Here is a 21,018-nt window from a genome sequence, read left to right on the forward strand (position 1 = left end):
TTAAAAACCTTAAAGTAGCATCGATGAAAACACTATCGGTGCCACTTTCAGTTTTACTCTCTTCTCTTAGCCTGTTCCAGACTTCTCCAGGACATGCGCAAGAGATTGTTCCTTTCACTCCAAAAGATGAACGAAAACTTTTAGGACCTCGTTATGAGGGCCGCCTGGTACCTCTGGCGCCGATGAATCAGATTTCTGAAGCGGGTTTAGAGGCTGAACCTTTGGTCTTCATCCATGGCCGTCAGGGTTCCATTAAAAACTTCACGCAATTACTTTTGAATACGCCTAAATTCACGGATTATCAGCTGTACTATTTTGCTTACGATGACTTGCATCGCTCATTAAAAAGATCTGCCGGGGATTTGGCTTTAAGTCTTTTGAAATTGAAAGTCTCACGCATCACCATCATTGCTCATAGCATGGGGGGCCTGATTGCACGGGAAACTTTGAATACTCTTTCTCGCGCAGGTCACACCGAGCTCTTGCCTGAGATTCGCGTGATCAGTGTGGATTCACCTTGGCAAGGTGGGTCTTCTATCAACTGCAAGCACAAAGGCGCAAATTTGGACGAGATGGTGGAATATTTTATGCCTGCCGCTTTGACGGACATGCGTTCTTGTTCTGACTTCTTTCAAAATCTTTATAGCGTTTCTTGGCCGGAACAGTTCAGCATGGAGCTTTATTTTGCCCAACATGGAACTCAGGCTCTGGATCACAGCGAGGCGCCAATTAATCGCTTGCCGGCTAAGATCGCCAGTCTATTTACTGACAACACGCCGATGAAAGGTTCTTTGTACGAGATGAATTTCTGGAATGCAATTTCCACGTCATCACAGTATCCGGGTTTCGTGAATGAGCTTTCGGCTTTGCACGAACATCAAAAAATTACCGCCGCTGATGTGTCTCGTCTTTTGGAAAAACACTATCCCCGTTTTCCCGGGGATCATGCCTCAGTTTTGAAAGCCCATCCCCAAGCGGAGCTGGATTTACCTAAATACCTTCAAACCATTCTTTAGTGCACCATCGGACTTGGTGGAACTGAGCCCGATGTATTCGTGACCTTGTGAAAACGCGGATACAATCCAAATAATATCCACGACACCAAGCTAAACATCGCCGCCAGGAAATATGCCGATCCTGGAAAGTGGACTGCCGCTTGATCCCCAGAAAAACGTGCGAAGACATCTGTATAAATCAAGGGTCCGATGATCGAGGTCAGACTGGCAATGGAGATCAAAGTGCCTTGAAGCTCTCCCTGCTCTTGCGGTGGAGTGTCTTTCGAGATCAAAGACATTGAAGCCGGGCCCGTGATGCCGTTCAAGCAGGTTAATGCGAGGACCGCATACAACATCCAGCCTTGGGTTGAAAAGGCATAACCTGCATAAGCCAGAATGCCGAAAATGATTCCGATATTGAGAGCTTTCATTTCTCCCCACTTCGGAACGATTAAACGCGTAAGGTACCCTTGAACAAAGGCGACGGTGATACCCACGAAAGAAAGGGAAAGACCGACCTCGAAGGTCGACCAATTGAATTTGTATTGCGTGTACAAGGTCCAAATACTTGGATGCGATTGCCCCGCAAGATACAGCAAGAAATAGATCCACACTAGAATTCTCATGCCCGGTTTAAAGAGAACACGGGCCAAAGATTGAAAGGGATTCAATCGACTTAATGTCATTTTTCGGCGATGAGCTTGATCCAAAGATTCAGGCAGAATGAAATATCCAAAGGCAAAATTTAAAAGATTGAAAACTGCTGCCGCGATGAATGGAGCCTGATGGCCATAGTGTCCCAAAATCCCACCCAGACCAGGACCCACGATAAACCCTAAACCAAAAGCGGCACCAATCATTCCAAAATTTGCCGAACGATTTGAGTCGTCAGAAATATCGGCCATATAAGAACTTGCAACCGTCATACTCGCGCCCGTTAGTCCCGAGATGATCCGGCCCGCAAACAAAATGCCAAGGGTCGGCGCAAATGCCATTAAAAGATAATCGAGCCCTGCGCCCAGGAGCGAGACCAAAAGGACGGGTCTACGACCAAACCGGTCAGAAAGTGAGCCCAATATAGGAGACGCCAAGAACTGCATAAGTGCATACACAGAGATGAAGTAACCATAGTAATGATTTACAAAAGAGGGATCGTGTCCAAATCTGCGAATCACATCTGGAAAAACTGGAATTAAAACTCCAATCCCCAACGCATCCAGAAAGATGGTAGCAAAAATAAAACGTACACTGGCTGATGATGTCTTTTTCATAAAGTTCTCAATCTAGTATTTGAGTAATTATTCTTTTATTACTTGGCTTTCACAAGTGCGAAATGCATGGTGCCTGTGATAGAATGTTTTAATCGGAGGTTCCTATTTATCACGGAGAACGCTTTAACAGTATCAGCCACTTGATTGGCGCCGTGATGGCTGTCGCAGGAACCTCTGTTCTCGTAACTCTTGCGAGTGTTCAAGGTGATCTTTTGAAAATCGTCAGCACCAGTGTTTATGGTGGCATGTTGGTTTTGCTATATACGATCTCCACTCTTTATCATTCCTTCCAGGGCCGGGCGAAAAAGATTTTGCAAAAGCTCGATCACATGGCGATCTATTTATTGATTGCAGGAACTTACACGCCGTTCACGTTGATCACTCTGCATGGTCCTTGGGGTTGGTGGTTGTTTGGGATCAATTGGTCGTTAGCGGTTATCGGCATAATTTTGGAGCTGACACTGGCCCACCGCACGCGCATTCCGTCGATGATTATTTATGTTGTGATGGGATGGTTGATAGTTGTTGCGATGAAACCACTTACCCAGAATTTAGATCCTCGCGGAATGGTTTTATTAACCACCGGTGGCATTTTGTATACCGGTGGGATCGCATTCTTTTTATACGATGAAAAAGTGAAGCACTTCCATGGCATCTGGCATCTGTTCGTTATGGCGGGCAGCATTAGTCAGTATTTCTGCATTCTTTACTATCTGGTTTAGGGTCTTTTTGACTCTGAAAATTCTGGCATCACATTTGAAATAGCTTCTCTTCGGGGCCGAAATGCATCGGCAAACAAAACCACTTCCGGAGGGGAAAAATGAAATCACTATTGGGATTCTTCTTTGTTACTTTGATGGCGGCAACATCTCTTGCAGGTCACTTTGACGATATGTTTGGATCGGGTCGCGATCGTGGTGGCCGCGGCGGCTGGGGTGGACCAAACGTTACCTGCAGTGCCACTGATAAAGGTTGGGAAGAACATTGGGGTGGTCACTCGGACTGTCACTCCTGCCTAAAAAAACATGGCAGCTGTACTGAAACTTGCTCTGCAAACTATTATGCAACTAAAGCCGAAGGTGTCGACTATCGCGGTTATAAAATGACAATTGAATCCCGTGGGGACACTCGTTATGAAGCTGAACGCGAAGCTTTAAGAGCCTGCAACCGTCGCTATAGTGAATGCAAGATTGTTTCTAGCACCTCTCAAAGCGAAACTGTTTCTCGCCGTTCCTGCCGTTAACCAGAACGAAGACCAGTCGTAATTACAAAATCCTTGTGTTATCCTAATCAGGACACAAGGATTTTGTTTTGCATAAAGAACTCTCACAACTCTTCATCAATACCAATCCCCTGGATTTATCGCAAAGTTTGAAAAACTATGCGTGTGTTTCGCTTATCCTGCGCGGGTCCCCTGATGATCTACAAATTGGTTATATTCAGCGAGCGATTCATCCTTTGGATCGTTGGTCAGGACAAATTGCCTTCCCTGGAGGCAAAAGAGAGGAATGGGACACTTCGGCTTTGGCAACGGCTCTTCGTGAGACACAAGAAGAAGTGGGAATTATTTTAACTCCTGAAGAAATGATTGGTCGCCTGGATGATATTCAAGCCCGTAAAGCCGGCGCCCTCCTGGAATTCTTTATTCGTCCCTTTGTGTTTTATACTGAGAGGGATTTTGAAGTGCGCCTGGATCATAACGAGGTGGCTGATTTCTTCTGGGTACCTTTAAAAGATCTGGTAAATCCAGAGCGCAGCATTTCGTATGAGCTGATGCGCGAACAGCTGCGGATGGAATTGCCGGCGATTTCTTTGAACCGTGAAATTCCACTGTGGGGATTGTCTTATATGATCACACAGGATTTGCTGAATAGACTAAAAGCTCGCATCTCATTTTGAGAATCGTCGGAAAATTTAAAAAATCTGCAAAATTGCCCTCAACTCTCCAAAGGTCCAGCCGATAGGTATGATATCAGCCCACTACGAGTGGGGAGCGAAAGGAGCCTTGAATGGCTAGAACGCATGTAGTACGTCACGAACACATCTTAACAACGGAGATTCGTGAATTGACTGCACACCAGGAGACTGGGCCACCCTAGCTAGCATCCTCCCAGCCTAGTAAAAATTGGGAAGATAAATTAAAAAAACCAGAACGCGTTCGTTCTGGTTTTTTGTTTTTTGACGCAGGATTTTTTTTAAAGCCCTTTTTATTGGGACCCGGGATTATAGAATCGAGAACGTCGTCGCGAAATTCAAAGTCGTATTATCGTCAGAGATATCCTTCGGGAAGAAGCTGACGTAAGGTGCGAAATACACGTCACGAGTCACTGCATAGCCAAAACCCAAACGAGATGTCAGAGTTCTGTTCCACAAAGTTGCATAGTCTTCAGTTCCACGTGGGTTATTGAAGTTCAACGCCACGGAACTGTTCATACTGAATTTATCAGTGAAATTGTATTTAACCTGAGGGTACAAACCCAAAGAATAACGACCCGTTTTAAGTTCTTTTTTGTTCGAGAAATCGGGACCGCGGTCAAACAAATAATAATTCACAGAACCGTCGATACCAGCAGCAAACCCAGTTGCGCCAAAGTTGTAAATCACAGAAGCATCGTAACCGATTCCCGCGTACTCACCGATATCACGGTAAGCTTGGTTTGTTACGTAAGTCGCGCTAACGCCATTACGCATTTGAACATCGCCAACACGTGCTGTGCGATCGTAACCGATATATGGATTTTTAGTTTCATAGCGACGAGTATCGCTGTGGAATGGAGTCAGCATGTTCACGCCGGTTCCAAGAGACAAAGCACTCTTAGAATCGAAACGATAACGTGTACCTATAGAACCACCAAAAGAAGTATCGCAAGCACAGATACCCCCGTCTGGATTTGGTTGGTAACGGCTGCCCGGCTCACCCACTGGAGGACCAGAGAAGCTTAAGCTGAATTTCAAAGAGTATTTCGATAATGAACCAGAGTCTGCTTTCATGCGCGCATCTGTGATGTCTTTATCTTCTTCAAATTTTTTGTTGATAACATTTCCTTGTTTCAAAACTGATGTTTGAGCCGTTGGCGCCGTATCAGTTGATGAAGTCGGAAGAGACAGTTTGGAAGTTTGTCCAAAGGCATTGATCGACAGTCCTAAAAGGGCCGAGGCCAAAAGTGCTTTGCGCATGAAATCTCCTGTGATTTTGAAGCTTTTAACGGTTCCAGGCACAAAAAGATAGTTGGGTTTTTGTTAGGAGAAAATTTATGGAAAAAGTACCTGCTTTTTAGCGGAAGCCATTGCCCTGAATCGGGCATTCCTGATCTCCTATTAGGACAAACAAAAGAGGCATCAATGAAAACCTCGCGACGAGGTTTCCTACAATTATCGGCCAGCTCGATTATAGGCTATTCTGCGCTCAATTCTCCTCTTTTAGGGGGTGTCGCAGAGGCAGCTACCGGATTTTCCGGACAAATCCCTATCTGTCAGCACATGACGAACGCCCATTCGACGCAAATCTCCGTGTTGACCGAATACGGCAACCCTTACGGATACAAAGTATTCGATTCCCAAGGGCGCAATGTGAACTTTCAGATACAAGCTAGGGAAATGAGAGCAGGTTATCATCAAGGCATTGATCGAATTTCCATCACCGGACTGGAACCTCATCTCACCTACTATCTGCAAGTGGTGGATCAAGATCGTGGCACCGTCTTGGACGAAAGGATTTTTAAAAGTCTCAAGCTATCAGCAAAAAACAAAGCACGTTTCGCATTGGTCAGCTGTGCTTGTGACTTTTATAAAACTCATGCACGTGTCATGTGGGACCATTTGTTCGCACAAAGACCTGACATGATTTTCTTAATTGGCGACGCCGTATATGCAGACTTTGGCTGTCCGACCACCGAGGCGGATATCTGGAGAAGATACTGCGAAACACGCTTTCGCCTGCGTCACTTCCGCCAACCCAACTTAATTCCTACTCTTGCTGTGTGGGATGATCATGATTACGGTCGCGACAATGTCTGCAAATCTTTCGGTTTAAAAACAGCCACCAAAAAGATGTTCCATCTTTTTTTCGGCAGTCGCGATACCGATGGATTTAAAAACACCATGGGTGTCGGTTCGCAGCTGAATGCCTTTGGACAGCGGTTCTATTTCATGGATGACCGGTATTTCCGCGATGAAGCTCAATGTGGCGGAATGATGTGGGGTAAAGAACAACAGGAACAATTGGTCGATAATATCTGCCAAAATTCCAAACCAGCCTGGATCTTCAATGGCAGTCAGTTTTTCGGAAACTACTTTAAACAGGAGTCATTTCTGAAAGATTTCGGGAAAAACTTTACCGACGTTCTAACCAAACTTCGTAACTGCAAGGCGCCGATCGTTTTTGGCTCCGGGGATGTGCACTTTAGCGAAATCATGAGTGTGGATCCGAAATACCTGGGTTATCGCACCTATGAATACACCTCGAGTGGCATTCACAGCATGAATTTCCCAGTGAAATGGCTCTATAAAAATCCGCGCCGAGAGGTTTTCACCTGGCACCACAATTTTCTGATCATCGAAAGCAGCCCGGTTAAAAACGGAATGCAGATCAAAGCCAAGTCCATCAACGCGCGAAACAAAATTGAATTTTCACACCAAGCTACAGTGAAGCGTTTTTAAGTTTGCGCAACTGAAACAGAACATCAGGAATAAGATCGATCACATCTGATGCCATCATGGAAAGAGGATCCTTACGTCGAGCCACCCATAGATTCGCTGTGGCACCGTGAATATAAGCAGCCAAGAGGGCTGCTTCGGGTGCATTCAGATTTTGGGCTCGCAGTGCCGTCATAATTCCTGCCAGAACATCCCCCGTTCCGGACTTTGCCAAAGCGGAATTGCCCGTGCCAATCGTCGCGATTTCATTCGCCGTTGCTACCAAAGTTCGATGACCTTTGAGTAAAACCACACAGCCTAATTTCGCTTGAGCTGCTTTGACGGCGCTCAGGCGTTCTTTATTAATTTCTTGGGACGATTTCCCGATCAATCGCGAAAGCTCCCCCGTGTGAGGAGTTACGATCCAGGAGGGAGGTAAAGGGAATATTTTTTCCTCGGCACAAACGGTCAGGGCATCAGCATCCAGAATGACATGGGTTTCTTGTGCCTTGATCATTTCACGGATAACTTTTGCAGTGAAGGAGTTCACGCCAAATCCGGGCCCCACCAGAATGGCCTGATGTTCGATGTCTTGCCACGATTCACGAGATAGATCTTTTAATAAAAAATCAGGATGATCCCAGGCGGAAACGGCAAGATCGGGCTGCGCTAAAATAACGTAACCACTTCCCATTCTTAAAGCTGCCTTGGACGCCAAAACACCTGCTCCAGGATATTCGCGACTTCCCGCTAAGATCAGGCTTTTCCCCCGACTGCTTTTATTATCCTTTTCCGATACCGACGGTAAAAGATTCGCAGCTCCGGGTTTTCGCAAAATTCTGACAGAACTTGTGGAGATTTTCATTAAAACCAGTGTATAACCTCTCTACCATGATCGTAAAGACTGAAGCAGAATTAGAAGGACTTAAAAAAATTGGCAAGGTCGTTGCCAATTGTCTTCAATATATGTCCAGACAAGTTGAACCCGGTATGACCACGAAAGAGTTGGACGAATTGGGTGGGGCTTATCTGGCAAAATATGGTGCTCGGTCGGGTCCTATTCTGGTTTACGATTTCCCAGGCCATACTTGCATCAGCCTGAATCATGAAGCCGCTCACGGCGTGCCCTCCGACAAAAAAATCATCAGAGCTGGTGATTTGATTAACATTGATGTTTCCGCTGAACTGAATGGTTTTTTCGCGGATAACGGTGGTTCCTTTACTGTGCCCCCGGGCCGTCCAGAAGATGTGCGTCTGTTGGAAGCCACAAAGAAAGCTTTGGAAAATGCCATCGCTGGCGTTAAAGCGGGAATCAAATTAAATACCATCGGCCAACGTGTCGAACAGATCGCAGATGAATATGGTTATACCATCATTGAAAACCTGGGCAGCCATGGCGTGGGAAAATCCCTTCATGAAGCTCCAGAATTTATCCCCGGTTATTTCGACAGCAAAGATGATCGTCGCCTGAAAGAAGGCCATGTGATCACGATCGAGCCATTCCTCTCCACGGGTGCTCACTATGTCGACGAGGTAAAGGGTGATAAATGGACTTTGGTGACTTCCTCCCCTGAACATCGTACGGCTCAATTCGAACACACGATGGTGGTTTTAAAGGATCGTGCGCTGATCCTGACAATTCCCGACCCTGTTTAATCACAAGCTTTAACCCATTGTCTTGCGGACATTGTCTTTACACCTTTAGCCTGAGTTTTTGACCAGGAGGGGAAAATGAAACGCGGGGTTTGGTTTGCAGTACTGATCACCTTTCAAGTTTTATGGATTTGGACGTTGTCGATGATGGATGCCGCGGGCCCGATGCGGGTCATGCTGCCCAATGCGGTTCTGATCTCTTCTCTGCTGCTCTTTGCCTGGGTGGGCTACCAAGCCTACAGTTGGACTCGAGGTGCGATTCAGGAAAAATCGGATAGCACACCGCCGAAACGCTATAAACTTTAAACAAAAGGTGAAAGCCTATCTGGCGAATTAATAGCCACAGGAGGCTTCATGAAATTATTTATCGCACTACTTGCAACATTGGTGGCGTTCTCTGCAAAAGCAGCAGATCGCAAATTGGGTAACGTGATCTTGGTTGAACGCGAAATCCCATCTCCTTACGATCTTTGTGTTAAAAACATGATCGACAAAACAGACAAGCAACAACCTATGTTCTATTGCGTGATCAAGTACACTAAAGCGGCAGTTGAAATGCCTCTTGGTAAAAACGCACCTATCAACTACAAAGACGACACATGCATAGTTCGCGCTGAAGTAGGCAATGGCAACATGATGATCGGTTTCGGTACAAACAAAGAAGCTATCGATTTCGAAACAGCACGTGCTTGCTTGAACAAAGGTCTTACAGCTCACGGTCGTTTGACTGTAAACGTAATGACTGTTGAATAGTTTTTGATTTTTTAAAGCAGAAAATAAAAAAGGGAAGCTTTCGCTTCCCTTTTTTATTAGTTACCAATCGTTTCATCGAGCAAGAAGTTATCCGTCGACATTGGTTTCCAGCCATCATCCAGGGCACTTTGATATTTAGACCCTGTATAATCGCCACTCGTATTATCAATCGATCCATAGAAATTCGAATCAACTGATCCACACGGTGCCGAAACCGCTGGAGCAGCGCTCGATACCTTACGGTACATCAAAGTCACCGCAATGTGATAACGAGGCCCTTGGAAGTATTCAAGCTTCGCAGGCATTCTGGATTTAGAATCCATATAAATCGCTGACGTCGAACACTTCATCGTCGCACTGTGAGCGTTGTCATTATCAATCACAGTCGCATAAGTTCCACCAGCTGCTGGAGCCACATACAATTTAGAACCGTCATCCGAAATCAATGCGAATTGATAATAACCCGCTGAATCCGAAGCTCCCAGCTTCAAAATAGTGCCCAGGCGTAAAGCGAACCATTCCACCAGATTCGCACCACCGTCGGCAGCTTTCTTTTTAACGAGCTCTCCATCAGTTGTTGGGAAGCCGTTAGAGAATGTGCGAACGGGAACAAAGATTTTAGACATATAAAGGATTACACCAGCATCAACACCTTCGCTAAAGTATTTAGCCAATGAAGTCCAACCCGAAGTCGTCCCTGGGAAATAGAAGATATTACCTTTCCAACCCTGACGACAAGAGATGCCACTTGCAGAGAACGGATCACACACGATTTTCTTAGCTGTAAAATTCACAACTTTCGAAGCCGAGTTACCTGCTTTGTCTTTCGCAGTGACTGTCATCACGTGATCACCTGTAACCAGGTTACTGAACGTGATCTTAGTCAAAGACTGACAGCTTGCCACGGATTCAGAAGTCGCACCGAAAGTACGAACGCAGCTGGCAGCATCAATTCCCGAAATGGAGTCCACAATCGAGAACGGAGAGAACACAGCTGTTTTTTGATCTTCAGACATTGCCGGAGCACTGATAGTAATAACTGGCGCTGAAACATCGACCAGGAATTTATATAGCGGAGCCACCTTGATCGCGCCTGCAGCTGTATAAGCAGCCACCCGAGCGTAATAAGTGACACCGTCTTTTAGTGTACAAGAGCTAAGTGCCACGGAAGTCGCCGATACTTGCACCTCGGGACATACCACCATAGATGCTACGGCATCGGCTACAATAGATACACGGTAATAAGAAGCACCCGCTGAAGCCGTCCAGTGAACTGTCGGCTGCAAGATGCTACCTAAATAAGTATCTTTGATCGTGTCGTTACCACCCGTGATACCGATGATCGAGAAATCATTGGTCGAACTTCCCTGGCTTTTCCACGTGTAGCTAAGTGGAACTGATACGTTACCCACTTTATCAACGGCTTGCACCGAAAACGCGTGAGTCCCTTCAAGCAGATTTGAATAAACCGCTGGTGAAGTACAAGTCACAAAGCTGCCACCATCAATTGCACACTGAGTTTGCGCAAGACCTGCACCGCTATCAGAAGCTGTAAAGTTAAAGACAGCCTGGCTGGAAGCCGAGACCGCATCTGGTTTATTAGTAATGGCCACCACTGGAGGAGTTGTATCTAACAACCAGCCATACTCCACTGTCGCAGAGCGATTGCCAGCACGATCGATCGCGCGGACTTGAAAGCGATTTTGGCCTTCAGTCGTTTTGCTATAATTTTTGATATCACTGCAGCTTGAGAAATCTTTCTCACCCACCAGCAAACATTCGAATCTGTCGAGACCGCTTAAGTCATCATTGATGCGCATACCAAACGTCACTGCAGTCGTGTTCACCATGGAAGCAGGATTTTGAGTCAATACAACAGCAGGAGCAATGTCGTCATGAACGATAGAAGCGGACACGCAATCAGAATAGAAGTCCGTCAGCTTGGTCGCTTTTTTAAATTTCGCATAGACATGGTTTAAAGCATTCTGACTTTGCAGAGCCCAGATTTTTGATGTCTTCATCGGTTCCCAAGAACCGCCTGAAGTACAAGACGAATCATTTGTTAGATAAACATCTGTAGCGTTCTCTGAGGCGATATTCACCGTCACAGCACTGTCGGTTGTGAACTGAGCACCACCATTTAATAAAATGGAATTTGCTCCCATGCCGGCGCCTTGGCTGGCCATCTCTTCTTGAGACAATCCGAAATTAACATTTTCAGCACAATTCTGGTAGCCCACGCTAAGAACGGCAAATAGAGCCGTGGTCGACAAGAGTCGTTTAGTTCGGTTGTTCATCAATCCCCCCGGATAGTGTTTCCTTTATTCGGATTCTCACCGGGGTTTCTTGATTTTATTGGCGAATTAGTGACCCCGAAAAGTTCCATGTGGTTACATGAGATCACTATTGAGACACATCTTTTGTTAACTTACGCAGGATCGATTAGTGAGCGTCCACAACTTTGACGGTCTTGTTTTTGAACTTCAATAGATATAAAGGGATAAATGCAAGCACCACCACCGTCATCATGATGAACATGATCTCCTGGAAGGTCAGCATGAACACTTGAGATTGCACGCGTCCATACAAAGAACGAATGGCAAGTTCCGCTTGGGTGGCCATACCCATCGAATGACTCATGTGTGTGCCGGACTTGGCAGCGTTATAGGCCGACCAAGTATTATAGTCTAATAACGACACATGCGGAGCCATATCAGCGTAATGCTGTTTTCCAACCTTGGTCATCATCGTACCGATGAAAGCGATACCCATACTGCCCCCGATTTGACGGAAGAGATTTAAGATACCAGACACTTCTCCCATGGTGATCCCATTAAACTGAGACAAGATCGAAGAGTTGATCGGAACAAAAAGGAACGCCATCGCAAGTCCACGAACATAGAGCCCCATCAATACGTCGCTTTTCGAGGAAAGCGGCGAAAGTTTGGTGAACATAAAGATCGAAGTCATGACACCCAAGAAACCGACGGCGATCAGATATTTCGGATTGATTCCTTTACCCAGCATTTTACCAATAAAGGGCATCATCAAGGCCGTCAGGATTGAACCCGGAATAAAAAGCATCCCCGTCTGAGTGGCATCATAGTGGAAAGTCTGTCCCACGAACACTGGCAGGATAAAAACCAATCCATAAAGGAAGAAACCTAAGATCCCCTGCAAGGCTGCGCCATTTGCCACGATTCCGTTCAAGAACAAACGCACATTCATGATTGGCGATTTCACGCGAGTTTCCCACCATACGAACAGTGGCAAAGACACCGCCGTCATAATGCCGCAGAAAATAATAAGCTTGGAATCAAACCAGTCGTTGGATTCTCCGCGCTCAAGCATGTACTGCAGACTGCCAATTCCCAGAACCAACAGCACCAACCCCCAGACGTCGAAAGGCTTTTTGCCTTCGTTGCCTGTAGCAAACGGTGGATTTTCAATCGCCATCAAACCAATTGCGATCGCAATCAGACCCAGTGGCAAATTCACGTTAAAGATCGATCTCCAACCAAAAGTATCTGTCAGCCATCCACCCAATGTCGGTCCTAAAGTAGGACCAATCATCACGGACATACCAAAGATCGCGCCAGCAGTTCCGGCTTTCTCTTTCGGGAATTGTTCGTAAATCAAAGTTTGCGAAGTTGGTAGCAATGCCCCACCTGCCAAGCCTTGTAAGATACGGAAGAAAATCAAAGTATATAAATTTGGAGCAAATCCACAGGCTACGGAGGTAGCCGTGAACAGTCCAATACAGCTTAAGAAATACTTACGACGACCCACGCGATTCCCCAGCCAGGCGGACACAGGAAGGATGATCGCATTCGCGATCGCGTAACCTGTGATAACCATACTGATGTCTTCTAACGTTGCACCCAGATTCCCCATCATCGTGGGTAAGGCCACATTGACAATGGAGCTATCGATAATTTCAAGCAGCGAGGCCATCACAGCGACGAGGATGACCAGTCTTGATTTGGTATTCATACAAACCTCTTAGGTCTGCTTCAATCGCATCGAAGCAGGCCCCTTTCGGTATTAACGAACCTTTACGGATACGTTGGCAGATAATCCTGCTTGCAGCTTTTCAATGTCTTTCGGTGTCAGATCATTCAATTTGATCTTAACCGGGACACGTTGAACCACTTTCGTGAAATTCCCCGTGGCATTATCTGGTGGAAGCAAAGAGAACACCGCACCGGTGCTGGGGCTTAGGCTTTCCACTTCGCCATGAAATTCCTGACCTGGTAACGCATCGACTTCGACTTTAACGTATTTGCCTTTTTCGATGTGCGTGATTTCAGTTTCCTTAAAATTTGCGATCACCCAACGTGACCTGCTTTCCACGAAACCAAACAAAGGCTGTCCTGGAGGAATCACCATGCCCGGCTCAACAGATTTGCGCGCGATGCGACCATCCGTCGGAGCTTTGATTTCAGTATAGCTTGCATTCAATTGAGCGGTGGAAACTTGCGCCTGAATGGCTTGAACTTTTTTGCTCAACTCGCGGAACACGGCTTCCGCATTATCATACTGTGCACGAGACACCACATTTTGACGAAGAAGATCTGCCATACGTTTATAGTTGGCTTCGGCATCGTGAAGTTTTGCCTTCACACCGTCAAGGTCGGCTTCGGCCTGCTTCACATTGTTTTTATAGTCTTGTGAATCGATACGAGCCAGAACCTGGCCTTCTTTCACCGGATCATTTTCTTGAACCAACACTTCCACGACGATTCCAGGAACTTTCGAAGAGAGCATCAAGGTGTGAGCCTGAATCTGAGCATTGTCAGTAGAAACGTGGGACCACTCATAGTATCCAAATACCGCTCCCGCAACTACAAGAGCAGCTCCGACACCGATCATAATTTGTTTCTTTTTATTCTTAATGTTCGTCATAAAATTACAGTTCCTTCCCGAGGGACAATTCTAAACTAATCATTGCTTCTGCTGCACTTACCTGTGCATTTACGAGTCCTGCGCGCGCTCTGAACAAATCCAGTTCCGCATCCAAAACTTCAGAACTCGTGCGAGTTCCCGCTTTGAAGGACTCTGTCGCCAAGCGAACGCTTTCTTGCGCCTTTTGTACGTCGACGGTTTTGGCTTTATACAAGGCAGCTGAGTACAAATAACGACGCTTCCAGAAATCAAAATCATATGTATCTTTCAGTTTGGCCTGACGAACACTTTCGCGGGCTTGTACTTGGCGAGCATCTGCTTGAGCCGCTTGCGCTGACGAAGCGAAACCGTCGAATACATTCCAAGTCATGTTCACACCGACAGAATAAGCATTGTTGAAATCCTGGTCGGTTAAACCTTTACTGATATTGTTATAATAGTCGGCTTGACCGAAGACCGAGAATTTTGGCACCCAGTGTTTGTAAGCGGCAAGCCACGCTTTGTGCGCAGAGATTTCACGATCCGTCATTGCTTGATAATCCAGACGTTCAATTTTCGCAGGCTTATTCAAGCTGGCAACTTTTTGCGCATCAGGAACTGGCAACACACCTGTCAGTGATTGGCCCGTATCATCCACTCCCAAACTCATCAAAAGATTTTGGCGAGCCAGGATTGTGTTATCTTCAGAATTTAATTTTTCAGATTGAGCCTCATTCAACTGAACTTCGACACGCAGAACGTCAAAGTTTGTACCTGCTCCACTTTTACGGAAAGCTTTGGCACGGTCCAAGTGGTCTTCCAAAGTTTTTACGTTTTGGTTCGCCACCTTTTCAAGTTCGACTGCGGCAAGAGCCTTATAAAATTTCGCTTTGGTTTCTTCGTTGATTTGAAATTTTGCCCAATCGGCTTCTTTTTCTGCGGCCGTTGCTCCGTAACTCATGGAGCTGTAGCGATCATAGTTCGCAAGTCCGTCAAACACCAACCACTCGGCACGTGCTGACCAGATTGTATAAGGTTGAATCAATTCAATGGAAGTCGGTCCACCACCGAAATCCATTTGCTCAACCATGAACTTGTTGTCGAGCAAATGGGTTCCACCGACAGTCACACGAGGAAGAAATTGAGAGTATGCTTCAACTTTTTTCCAACTTGCCTCATCTTTGGCCGCTTCCGCGCGTTTTACCTGCGGAGAGTTGCCAGATGCGAGATTAAGAGAATCCGCGAGTGAAAGAGATTCAGCGAGCGCTGCCGTGGGAGCGCATAAGAGAGCTGTTAGAGCGGCTGCCATTTTAATCTTTGTCATGTATCACCATTTTTGTTGATTTTTATTAGGCACCTAATTATATTAGTTAGGTAACTAACAATTGTCAATGGGCACCCAAAGGATGTCTCATTGAATATGAAAATCGCTCGATTGGAGGCCTGCATGGCTAAGCTTTTCATCCAAACCATTCCGTCACAAGAAGAACTGCAACAGAATGCCAAAGAGTTGTGCCCAACCGCTGATATCGCTTCACTTTACTCTCACCTGCTCTTTAGAAAAGTCGCGACGGATCTTGAATCTAAATATGATAACTTCTTTGCACGTTGGAACTTATCCCCGGGCAGATACACACTATTAGTTATTCTTCGTAAAGCGCCTGCAGGTCTGATGCCTTCTGAGATTGCTCAGAAAGTCGGCGTAACTCAAGCAACGATTTCGGGTCTAATTAACAGTCTTGAGAAAGCACAGTTAGTGCAGCGAACGACTCATGAAAAAGATGGTCGCTCTTTCGTGATTAAACTGACTGATAAAGGTGAAGGCGTTCTGAAAGAAATCGCACCAGAGTGGTATGGCGGCATCGGAGCTTTCTTTGGTCAGTTCAATGATGAAGAAAAGAAAGTTCTCAACAGCCTTCTCACCCGAATGACCCAAAACCTAGGCCTGCTCAATATGAAATAAAAAAAGCCCGATGCAAATCGGGCTTTTTAATTTCCACTCTACTCGTTGGTAAGTCGAACCAATTAGTATTCGCCATTCAGAGTACAGCTCATCAACTCATTTAAGTTAGAACCTGTCGAGTTTTGCAACGGACCGAAGTGATTGTATGATTTGCCGGCAGCAAAGTGCGGGCTTACACAACGGTCGGTTGGAAGTTTCAAGCTGCCATTGGACTGCAAATTCGATGGATGAGTACTACTTGATTTAGAAGTATTTACTTGTACCGCAAACATCCCCGTCAATTTCGCAGCTCCACAGAAAGCATTAAAGCTTTGCATCGCACTCCCCAACACTCGGATCATTTCCGCTTGAGAAGCTGAAGTGCTGATCGTGTTCTTAGGATAAAGTTTGTTCCACTCGCGGATACAGGCTTGCACGTTACCGCTTGCTGTTGGAGTGAATTGAAAAAGACCGATGTTGAGCCTTGAAGCCGCGTCTTGAGCTGGGTCTTCATAGAAAAGAACGCCCGCTGGACGACGGTAGCCTGATGGCGCATACTTTGTCGCAACTTTCCCAGACGTTGATGTATCTGCCGTCGTCAAAGATTCAGTATACGACATACACATCATAAGCTTCGTCCAAAGCTTCGTAGCTTTCACGAAAGACGTACGGTCGCCATTCAAAGCACCTCTGCGGTACTCATTCATCTTATTGGTAAAAGTATTCACCTTGTTGATAACTGTTGAAGACGGTACTTTTCCGCTGTTCAAAGTCTTCGTCAAAGTAGATGAAGAAACTGTACAAAGAGGATGAGAGATCAAACTCGTTTCAAGGTAAGAACTTTCCGTGCTGCTCATACCATATGAAGAACCCACATACCCCAAGCCCGCTTTGGACGGACTCATTTTAAGTTCGATTGCATAAGCGATGCGATCTGCAAAACGATAACGAGTATCCAGATTCATATCCGCATTGTCTGTTTTATATGCCATGGATTGATCGCGCTCTGGAATCAACTCGCGGTAGGTTTGATAGATACTATCCACCAATTTACCCACAGGACCCGCGACTTCGGTATAGACATCGAAATCCTTCGGCACAATTGAACCCGTCGTTGCCGGAGGTTCCGGTGTCGTCGGAGTAGAAGGCGTTGGGCTAGGTGACGTGGAAGGAGAGTCCTCCGAACCGGAGTCTACCGGCTTTTTCGCCATCGCAAACGCTGTGTTGCTAATAGTTAGTGTGATCAAAGCTGCCAACAAGATTTTAGTCGTATTTGTGTTTGTCATGCCTCCTAGATCGGATCTAGGTCTTAGGACTTAAGGTCTCCCCGACGAGACTGGACCTTACCTAGACCTCTACTGGACCAAGGGTTAGCCAGGACTCAAGCTCGTCTTTCAAAATCCGATAATAGATAAGTAACCAAAAAAGGGAGTATCAGAATGAGTCAATACGATGTACCCGGTCTTTATAATTTCCTAGCTCACACACCAGAGGCGGGACTCAGAAAAATGTTCGTGGATGGCAAAGCCTTCACCGAAACTCACTTCAATCTTATGATGAAAATCGTTCGTGCTGGCGACGAAGCTAAATTCGTTGAGCACTTTGAAAAGCAGGATTTCCCTAAAATCAAAATGGGCCCTGCAGATGTGAAAATTAAAGAAAAATTCTGGTCCGAAGCGATGACAGTTTGGAACAGTCGTGGACTTCTTACTCCAGCTGTGGCAACTAAGGCGGCATGATCGCTTATCTTGCTCCGACAAAATTTTTGCCCGAACTGCAGGCCGAACTTAAAAACATCACCGCAGTTCACGGCAACCTGGTTCTAACTGATGGGCCCATCCAGACCTCTGTGTGGGCCCAAAACATTTGGACCAATGCAGAAATTATTCCGTTTGAATCCATATCCCAGGCAGTTAAGGCTTTGAAAAGCCGTGGCTTGTTGTGGGCTCTTTATTCCTTTGATAATCACAGACGCGCCCAACTGATTCAGGATCAGCTGCCTAAACTTCGTCCGCGCGTGCTGAATTTCTTGGATCCTTTACCGAAAGATCCCTTGGGTGCCTGGACCCTGATTGATAAAAACACTCTGCTGGTTTCAAGCCAAACGAACTCCCTTTTCCCATTGGGAGAAGTGGCTTTTAATGAAGACAAAGAGACCCCACCATCACGGGCTTACTTGAAATTGTGGGAGCTTTTTACGGTTTATGGAATTCGACCTTCCAAGGGCCAACGAGTCGTGGACTTTGGCAGCTGCCCGGGTGGTTGGACATGGGTTCTTCAACAAATGGGCTGCGATGTTATCAGCATTGACCGTGCACCATTGGATGAAAAAATCGCACGTTTGCCACGAATTGAATTTAAAAAAACCAATGCCTTCACGGTGAAGCCATCTGATATCGGGGCCATTGATTGGTTCTTTTCAGACATCATCTGCTACCCAGCTAAATTGTTAGAACTAGTTTTAGATTGGCAGCGTTCAGGACTTTGCCAAAACTTCGTTTGCACTATAAAATTTCAGGGTGGGACCGACTTTGAAACTCTTAAAAAGTTTCAAGAGTTGGAAAATGCACATATCGTGCATCTTCATCACAATAAGCACGAGGTTACCGTTTGGATCAGGAAATCTTCAAAAAACTAAGTCGCGAAGATGAGCTGGTAAAGCTCCTTATCGATTTGGCCACCGCTCAGGGTGAAGTTCTTTGTAAAGGCAAAACGGAAAATCTGATTAAAGTAAAAGCCGTGCATTGGCATTCCCAATCCAAACATCTGGAATGTCTTCTTGAGTCCCCGGAAAATTTGAAAACTGGCGAAGAGTTTTTGGGCTACTTTTTTTTAGGTGGCGAAAAATACTATTTCGAAGGTACAGCCACCGTTTACGGAAATCGCTGCCAGCTCCCTTTGCCAAAAGAAATATTTCACCTGCAGCGCCGGCAAAACTATCGCGTACGAATTCCGGCGGGCTTCCAGGCTTTTTTTGATATCACTCAGATCAATAACTCGGCCGTCAAAATTCATGCGAAATTGGGCGACCTGAGTGCTCAAGGCTGCCGACTGATCGAAAAAGAAACCGTCGCGACATTTAAAATGGGTGACATCCTTAAGGGTAAACTTCTGATCGCTAAGAATTCAGCAATTCAGCTCACTGCAGAAGTTCGTCACGTGAAAACCGAGGGTGGGAATCAAATGGTAGGGGTAGAGTTTCAGGGACTTACCCCTATTCAGGAAAACAACCTCTTTGCGCTCACGATGGAAATTCACAAAGAGGTCTTTAAACGCCAGTAGGACTATTCTTCAGTTCCTAATGGCGTGGCGGGCTTGGCTTTAATCGTCTCGTATTCTTTTTCGAGATCCCTATCAAAGTTCTTCTTTTTTTCTTTGGCTTGTTTCTTTAACTCTTCCTGGGCTTTTTTATTGTCCTGGTAGCGCTGGGTATAATCGCGGTGCAGTTGATTGAACTCATCATTCTTGGAGCGAATGTAATCATCGAAATCTTTTCTTTTCGTTCTAACATCTTCCTCGAAAGCATCACGCTTTTCTTTTTGCGCGGAATAGAAGTCTTTTCTTTCGCCCTCAAGATTTGAATAAAATTCGGTGCGCTCGGCTGACGACACTTTGGATTTGCTGAATTTCTCGCGACGCTCTTGCTGTGATTTGGTGAAGGCTTCGCGCTCCGTGGTCTGAGTTTTTGTAAAAGTCTCGCGGGTTTTGTTCATATCCTTGCTAAAAGCATCGCGCTTTTTACTTAAAATAGACGTGAACTTGCCGCGAACTTCTGACGGAGTTTTCGAAAAGTCCGTCATCATTTGTGCCATGAAGGCCTTTTCATCATTTTCAGCGCGTTTTTCAGCTGGGATGTTTTCACGGAGTTTTTCCATTGCAGCACGATCGGCCTTTAAGGAATATTTGTCATCAACCAAGGGAGCTGATTTTTCTTCCGCGAAAGCAGGACCTGCGAAGTGCAGCACCACTCCTAACAAGACCAACGTCCTTATAAAACCGGACAGCCCAAGCTTCTGCATGCATGTTAATCTCATAAAAGTCCCCCTCAGTGCGTTTTGTCTTTTTTTGAGAATAATTGGACTCGAAAGAAAACTCAACCCACCGATAAGGTGACTATGCTATACGGTAGAAGAGTTATTGAACCTCAGCGAGTGCCCCACGGGAGCGGACGTAAAAGGTTCATTCTAAATAAAGCTTTCCAATACAAGTACTCGTGGTACATGATCACGGCTTTTGCTGGTGGCGCGCTTCTATTTTTTATCCCTGCTTACTATTTTATTGCCCAAAATTATGAATTATTTAAAACCTTGGCTTATGATACTCAACCCCGTCTAGTCGAGCATCTTGAACGCGAAATGGTTTGGTTGCGCGTGTTTTTGGGCGCAAGTATTGTTGCCATCACGGCCGTGACTTTATTTTTAAGTATTCGCATGACGAAAAACCTACTGGCTCCATTGATTCGCATGGAAAAGCATATGCACCAATTGATGTTGGGTCAGTGGCATATCGACGACTATGTTATTCCGGAAGAAGATGACTTCCGTGATCTTTCAATGACTTACGATTATTTTTATCGTGCTTTGAAGGCAAATACCGAAACTGAATTGAAGCTTTTAGAGAAACTTTCTATCGATCCGCAAAATCGTGAAGCCTATGCCGCGTGGAAACACTTGCTTGCAGAAAAACGCGCACGTCTTGGCTTCAAAGAAGAATTCATTTCGAACGAAGTTCCAACATCACTTGTTGAACTGAATTCGCGCCGCAAAGTCTCTTAATATAAATAAAAAGATCCATTCAGATTTTTCAAAGTCGGTACGTTGCCGGCTTTTTTCCATTTTTGAGACAGTTTTTTTGACTCCACCCTACCAATGTCTAATTTCATGAA

22 protein-coding genes are annotated in these 21,018 nt (G+C 45.7%); 13 read left to right on the plus strand and 9 right to left on the minus strand.

Going from position 1 to position 21,018, the window contains the following annotated elements; translation table 11 throughout:
* Window positions 1-23 precede the first annotated feature (23 nt).
* Window positions 24-1,016, plus strand: coding sequence for an alpha/beta fold hydrolase (locus tag HW988_RS16150; protein ID WP_181605196.1), 993 nt, complete (start codon window positions 24-26; stop codon window positions 1,014-1,016).
* On the opposite strand, the gene HW988_RS16155 is transcribed toward HW988_RS16150, so the two are convergent.
* Window positions 1,013-2,266 carry a TCR/Tet family MFS transporter gene (locus HW988_RS16155; RefSeq protein ID WP_181605197.1) on the minus strand — a complete coding sequence of 418 codons (1,254 nt, stop codon included), beginning with the start codon at window positions 2,264-2,266 and terminating at the stop codon, window positions 1,013-1,015. The two genes, HW988_RS16150 and HW988_RS16155, sit on opposite strands and share 4 nt — an antisense overlap.
* A 104-nt stretch (window positions 2,267-2,370) precedes the next feature.
* Between HW988_RS16155 and HW988_RS16160 the strand changes: the two genes are divergently transcribed.
* From HW988_RS16160 to HW988_RS16170, 3 genes are all read left to right on the plus strand, one after another.
* Entirely contained in the window at window positions 2,371-2,988 is a 618-nt protein-coding gene (locus tag HW988_RS16160; protein WP_181607852.1) for a hemolysin III family protein, read from the plus strand.
* Window positions 2,989-3,086: 98 nt separating this feature from the next.
* The gene (locus tag HW988_RS16165; protein ID WP_255490074.1) at window positions 3,087-3,509 is read left to right on the plus strand and encodes a hypothetical protein; all 423 of its coding nucleotides are present in this window, start codon (window positions 3,087-3,089) and stop codon (window positions 3,507-3,509) included.
* A 68-nt stretch (window positions 3,510-3,577) separates the two neighbouring features.
* A complete protein-coding gene (locus HW988_RS16170; protein ID WP_181605198.1) occupies window positions 3,578-4,165 on the plus strand; it encodes a CoA pyrophosphatase in 588 nt (195 codons plus the stop codon).
* A 324-nt stretch (window positions 4,166-4,489) separates the two neighbouring features.
* Here HW988_RS16170 and HW988_RS16175 read toward each other — a convergent pair whose 3' ends face one another.
* The gene (locus tag HW988_RS16175) at window positions 4,490-5,443 is read right to left on the minus strand and encodes a hypothetical protein (RefSeq protein WP_181605199.1); all 954 of its coding nucleotides are present in this window, start codon (window positions 5,441-5,443) and stop codon (window positions 4,490-4,492) included.
* Between the two features lie 420 nt (window positions 5,444-5,863).
* On the opposite strand from HW988_RS16175, the gene HW988_RS16180 reads away from it, so the two are divergent.
* Window positions 5,864-6,925 carry a phosphodiesterase gene (locus HW988_RS16180; RefSeq protein WP_220128763.1) on the plus strand — a complete coding sequence of 354 codons (1,062 nt, stop codon included), beginning with the start codon at window positions 5,864-5,866 and terminating at the stop codon, window positions 6,923-6,925.
* Here HW988_RS16180 and HW988_RS16185 read toward each other — a convergent pair.
* On the minus strand, window positions 6,906-7,766 hold the full coding sequence (locus tag HW988_RS16185; RefSeq protein ID WP_181605201.1) for an NAD(P)H-hydrate dehydratase: 861 nt from the start codon (window positions 7,764-7,766) through the stop codon (window positions 6,906-6,908). The two genes, HW988_RS16180 and HW988_RS16185, sit on opposite strands and share 20 nt — an antisense overlap.
* Window positions 7,767-7,792: 26 nt before the next feature.
* Here HW988_RS16185 and map point away from each other — a divergent pair, with 26 nt between their 5' ends.
* The 3 genes from map to HW988_RS16200 all read left to right on the plus strand — a co-directional run bounded on the left by map (window position 7,793) and on the right by HW988_RS16200 (window position 9,307).
* Window positions 7,793-8,557: a type I methionyl aminopeptidase gene (gene map, locus HW988_RS16190; RefSeq protein WP_181605202.1), complete on the plus strand. Its 765-nt coding sequence runs from the start codon at window positions 7,793-7,795 to the stop codon at window positions 8,555-8,557.
* Between the two features lie 75 nt (window positions 8,558-8,632).
* The gene (locus HW988_RS16195) at window positions 8,633-8,860 is read left to right on the plus strand and encodes a hypothetical protein (RefSeq protein ID WP_181605203.1); all 228 of its coding nucleotides are present in this window, start codon (window positions 8,633-8,635) and stop codon (window positions 8,858-8,860) included.
* Between the two features lie 48 nt (window positions 8,861-8,908).
* The gene (locus HW988_RS16200; protein ID WP_181605204.1) at window positions 8,909-9,307 is read left to right on the plus strand and encodes a hypothetical protein; all 399 of its coding nucleotides are present in this window, start codon (window positions 8,909-8,911) and stop codon (window positions 9,305-9,307) included.
* Between the two features lie 56 nt (window positions 9,308-9,363).
* Here the strand turns inward: HW988_RS16200 and HW988_RS16205 are convergent, their stop codons facing one another.
* From HW988_RS16205 to HW988_RS16220, 4 genes are all read right to left on the minus strand, one after another.
* Window positions 9,364-11,604, minus strand: a complete 2,241-nt coding sequence (locus HW988_RS16205; protein ID WP_181605205.1) for a hypothetical protein — start codon at window positions 11,602-11,604, stop codon at window positions 9,364-9,366.
* A 145-nt stretch (window positions 11,605-11,749) separates the two neighbouring features.
* Window positions 11,750-13,300, minus strand: a complete 1,551-nt coding sequence (locus HW988_RS16210) for a DHA2 family efflux MFS transporter permease subunit (protein ID WP_181605206.1) — start codon at window positions 13,298-13,300, stop codon at window positions 11,750-11,752.
* Window positions 13,301-13,351: 51 nt separating this feature from the next.
* On the minus strand, window positions 13,352-14,212 hold the full coding sequence (locus HW988_RS16215) for an HlyD family secretion protein (RefSeq protein ID WP_181605207.1): 861 nt from the start codon (window positions 14,210-14,212) through the stop codon (window positions 13,352-13,354).
* A gap of 4 nt (window positions 14,213-14,216) precedes the next feature.
* Window positions 14,217-15,515 carry a TolC family protein gene (locus tag HW988_RS16220; protein WP_181605208.1) on the minus strand — a complete coding sequence of 433 codons (1,299 nt, stop codon included), beginning with the start codon at window positions 15,513-15,515 and terminating at the stop codon, window positions 14,217-14,219.
* A gap of 123 nt (window positions 15,516-15,638) precedes the next feature.
* On the opposite strand from HW988_RS16220, the gene HW988_RS16225 reads away from it, so the two are divergent.
* Complete coding sequence (locus HW988_RS16225; RefSeq protein WP_181605209.1) at window positions 15,639-16,154, plus strand: MarR family winged helix-turn-helix transcriptional regulator; 516 nt, start codon at window positions 15,639-15,641, stop codon at window positions 16,152-16,154.
* 62 nt (window positions 16,155-16,216) lie between these two features.
* Here the strand turns inward: HW988_RS16225 and HW988_RS16230 are convergent, their stop codons facing one another.
* Window positions 16,217-17,419: a hypothetical protein gene (locus HW988_RS16230; protein WP_181605210.1), complete on the minus strand. Its 1,203-nt coding sequence runs from the start codon at window positions 17,417-17,419 to the stop codon at window positions 16,217-16,219.
* A gap of 153 nt (window positions 17,420-17,572) precedes the next feature.
* Between HW988_RS16230 and HW988_RS16235 the strand changes: the two genes are divergently transcribed.
* From HW988_RS16235 to HW988_RS16245, 3 genes are read left to right on the plus strand one after another with little or no spacing between them, the layout of a single operon-like run.
* Complete coding sequence (locus tag HW988_RS16235) at window positions 17,573-17,872, plus strand: hypothetical protein (protein WP_142701497.1); 300 nt, start codon at window positions 17,573-17,575, stop codon at window positions 17,870-17,872.
* The gene (locus tag HW988_RS16240; RefSeq protein WP_181605211.1) at window positions 17,869-18,771 is read left to right on the plus strand and encodes an SAM-dependent methyltransferase; all 903 of its coding nucleotides are present in this window, start codon (window positions 17,869-17,871) and stop codon (window positions 18,769-18,771) included. Before HW988_RS16235 ends, HW988_RS16240 begins: the two co-directional genes overlap by 4 nt.
* The gene (locus HW988_RS16245; RefSeq protein WP_181605212.1) at window positions 18,744-19,415 is read left to right on the plus strand and encodes a flagellar brake protein; all 672 of its coding nucleotides are present in this window, start codon (window positions 18,744-18,746) and stop codon (window positions 19,413-19,415) included. The genes HW988_RS16240 and HW988_RS16245 overlap by 28 nt, the downstream gene beginning before the upstream one ends.
* A 2-nt stretch (window positions 19,416-19,417) precedes the next feature.
* Here the strand turns inward: HW988_RS16245 and HW988_RS16250 are convergent, their stop codons facing one another.
* The gene (locus HW988_RS16250) at window positions 19,418-20,167 is read right to left on the minus strand and encodes a hypothetical protein (protein WP_255490075.1); all 750 of its coding nucleotides are present in this window, start codon (window positions 20,165-20,167) and stop codon (window positions 19,418-19,420) included.
* Window positions 20,168-20,248: 81 nt separating this feature from the next.
* Here HW988_RS16250 and HW988_RS16255 point away from each other — a divergent pair, with 81 nt between their 5' ends.
* Window positions 20,249-20,908: a hypothetical protein gene (locus HW988_RS16255; RefSeq protein ID WP_181605213.1), complete on the plus strand. Its 660-nt coding sequence runs from the start codon at window positions 20,249-20,251 to the stop codon at window positions 20,906-20,908.
* Window positions 20,909-21,018 lie beyond the last annotated feature (110 nt).

Origin of the sequence: Bdellovibrio sp. KM01, from assembly GCF_013752535.1 — a bacterium.
Lineage (GTDB): Bacteria > Bdellovibrionota > Bdellovibrionia > Bdellovibrionales > Bdellovibrionaceae > Bdellovibrio.

Coding starts and splice junctions, on each gene's coding strand:
- HW988_RS16150 (WP_181605196.1), top strand. CDS start 24: ATGAAAACACTATCGGTGCCACTTTCAGTTTTACTCTCTTCTCTTAGC.
- HW988_RS16155 (WP_181605197.1), bottom strand. CDS start 2,266: ATGAAAAAGACATCATCAGCCAGTGTACGTTTTATTTTTGCTACCATC.
- HW988_RS16165 (WP_255490074.1), top strand. CDS start 3,087: ATGAAATCACTATTGGGATTCTTCTTTGTTACTTTGATGGCGGCAACA.
- HW988_RS16175 (WP_181605199.1), bottom strand. CDS start 5,443: ATGCGCAAAGCACTTTTGGCCTCGGCCCTTTTAGGACTGTCGATCAAT.
- HW988_RS16180 (WP_220128763.1), top strand. CDS start 5,864: ATGAGAGCAGGTTATCATCAAGGCATTGATCGAATTTCCATCACCGGA.
- HW988_RS16185 (WP_181605201.1), bottom strand. CDS start 7,766: ATGAAAATCTCCACAAGTTCTGTCAGAATTTTGCGAAAACCCGGAGCT.
- map (WP_181605202.1), top strand. CDS start 7,793: ATGATCGTAAAGACTGAAGCAGAATTAGAAGGACTTAAAAAAATTGGC.
- HW988_RS16195 (WP_181605203.1), top strand. CDS start 8,633: ATGAAACGCGGGGTTTGGTTTGCAGTACTGATCACCTTTCAAGTTTTA.
- HW988_RS16200 (WP_181605204.1), top strand. CDS start 8,909: ATGAAATTATTTATCGCACTACTTGCAACATTGGTGGCGTTCTCTGCA.
- HW988_RS16205 (WP_181605205.1), bottom strand. CDS start 11,604: ATGAACAACCGAACTAAACGACTCTTGTCGACCACGGCTCTATTTGCC.
- HW988_RS16210 (WP_181605206.1), bottom strand. CDS start 13,300: ATGAATACCAAATCAAGACTGGTCATCCTCGTCGCTGTGATGGCCTCG.
- HW988_RS16215 (WP_181605207.1), bottom strand. CDS start 14,212: ATGACGAACATTAAGAATAAAAAGAAACAAATTATGATCGGTGTCGGA.
- HW988_RS16220 (WP_181605208.1), bottom strand. CDS start 15,515: ATGACAAAGATTAAAATGGCAGCCGCTCTAACAGCTCTCTTATGCGCT.
- HW988_RS16225 (WP_181605209.1), top strand. CDS start 15,639: ATGGCTAAGCTTTTCATCCAAACCATTCCGTCACAAGAAGAACTGCAA.
- HW988_RS16230 (WP_181605210.1), bottom strand. CDS start 17,419: ATGACAAACACAAATACGACTAAAATCTTGTTGGCAGCTTTGATCACA.
- HW988_RS16235 (WP_142701497.1), top strand. CDS start 17,573: ATGAGTCAATACGATGTACCCGGTCTTTATAATTTCCTAGCTCACACA.
- HW988_RS16240 (WP_181605211.1), top strand. CDS start 17,869: ATGATCGCTTATCTTGCTCCGACAAAATTTTTGCCCGAACTGCAGGCC.
- HW988_RS16250 (WP_255490075.1), bottom strand. CDS start 20,167: ATGAGATTAACATGCATGCAGAAGCTTGGGCTGTCCGGTTTTATAAGG.
- HW988_RS16255 (WP_181605213.1), top strand. CDS start 20,249: ATGCTATACGGTAGAAGAGTTATTGAACCTCAGCGAGTGCCCCACGGG.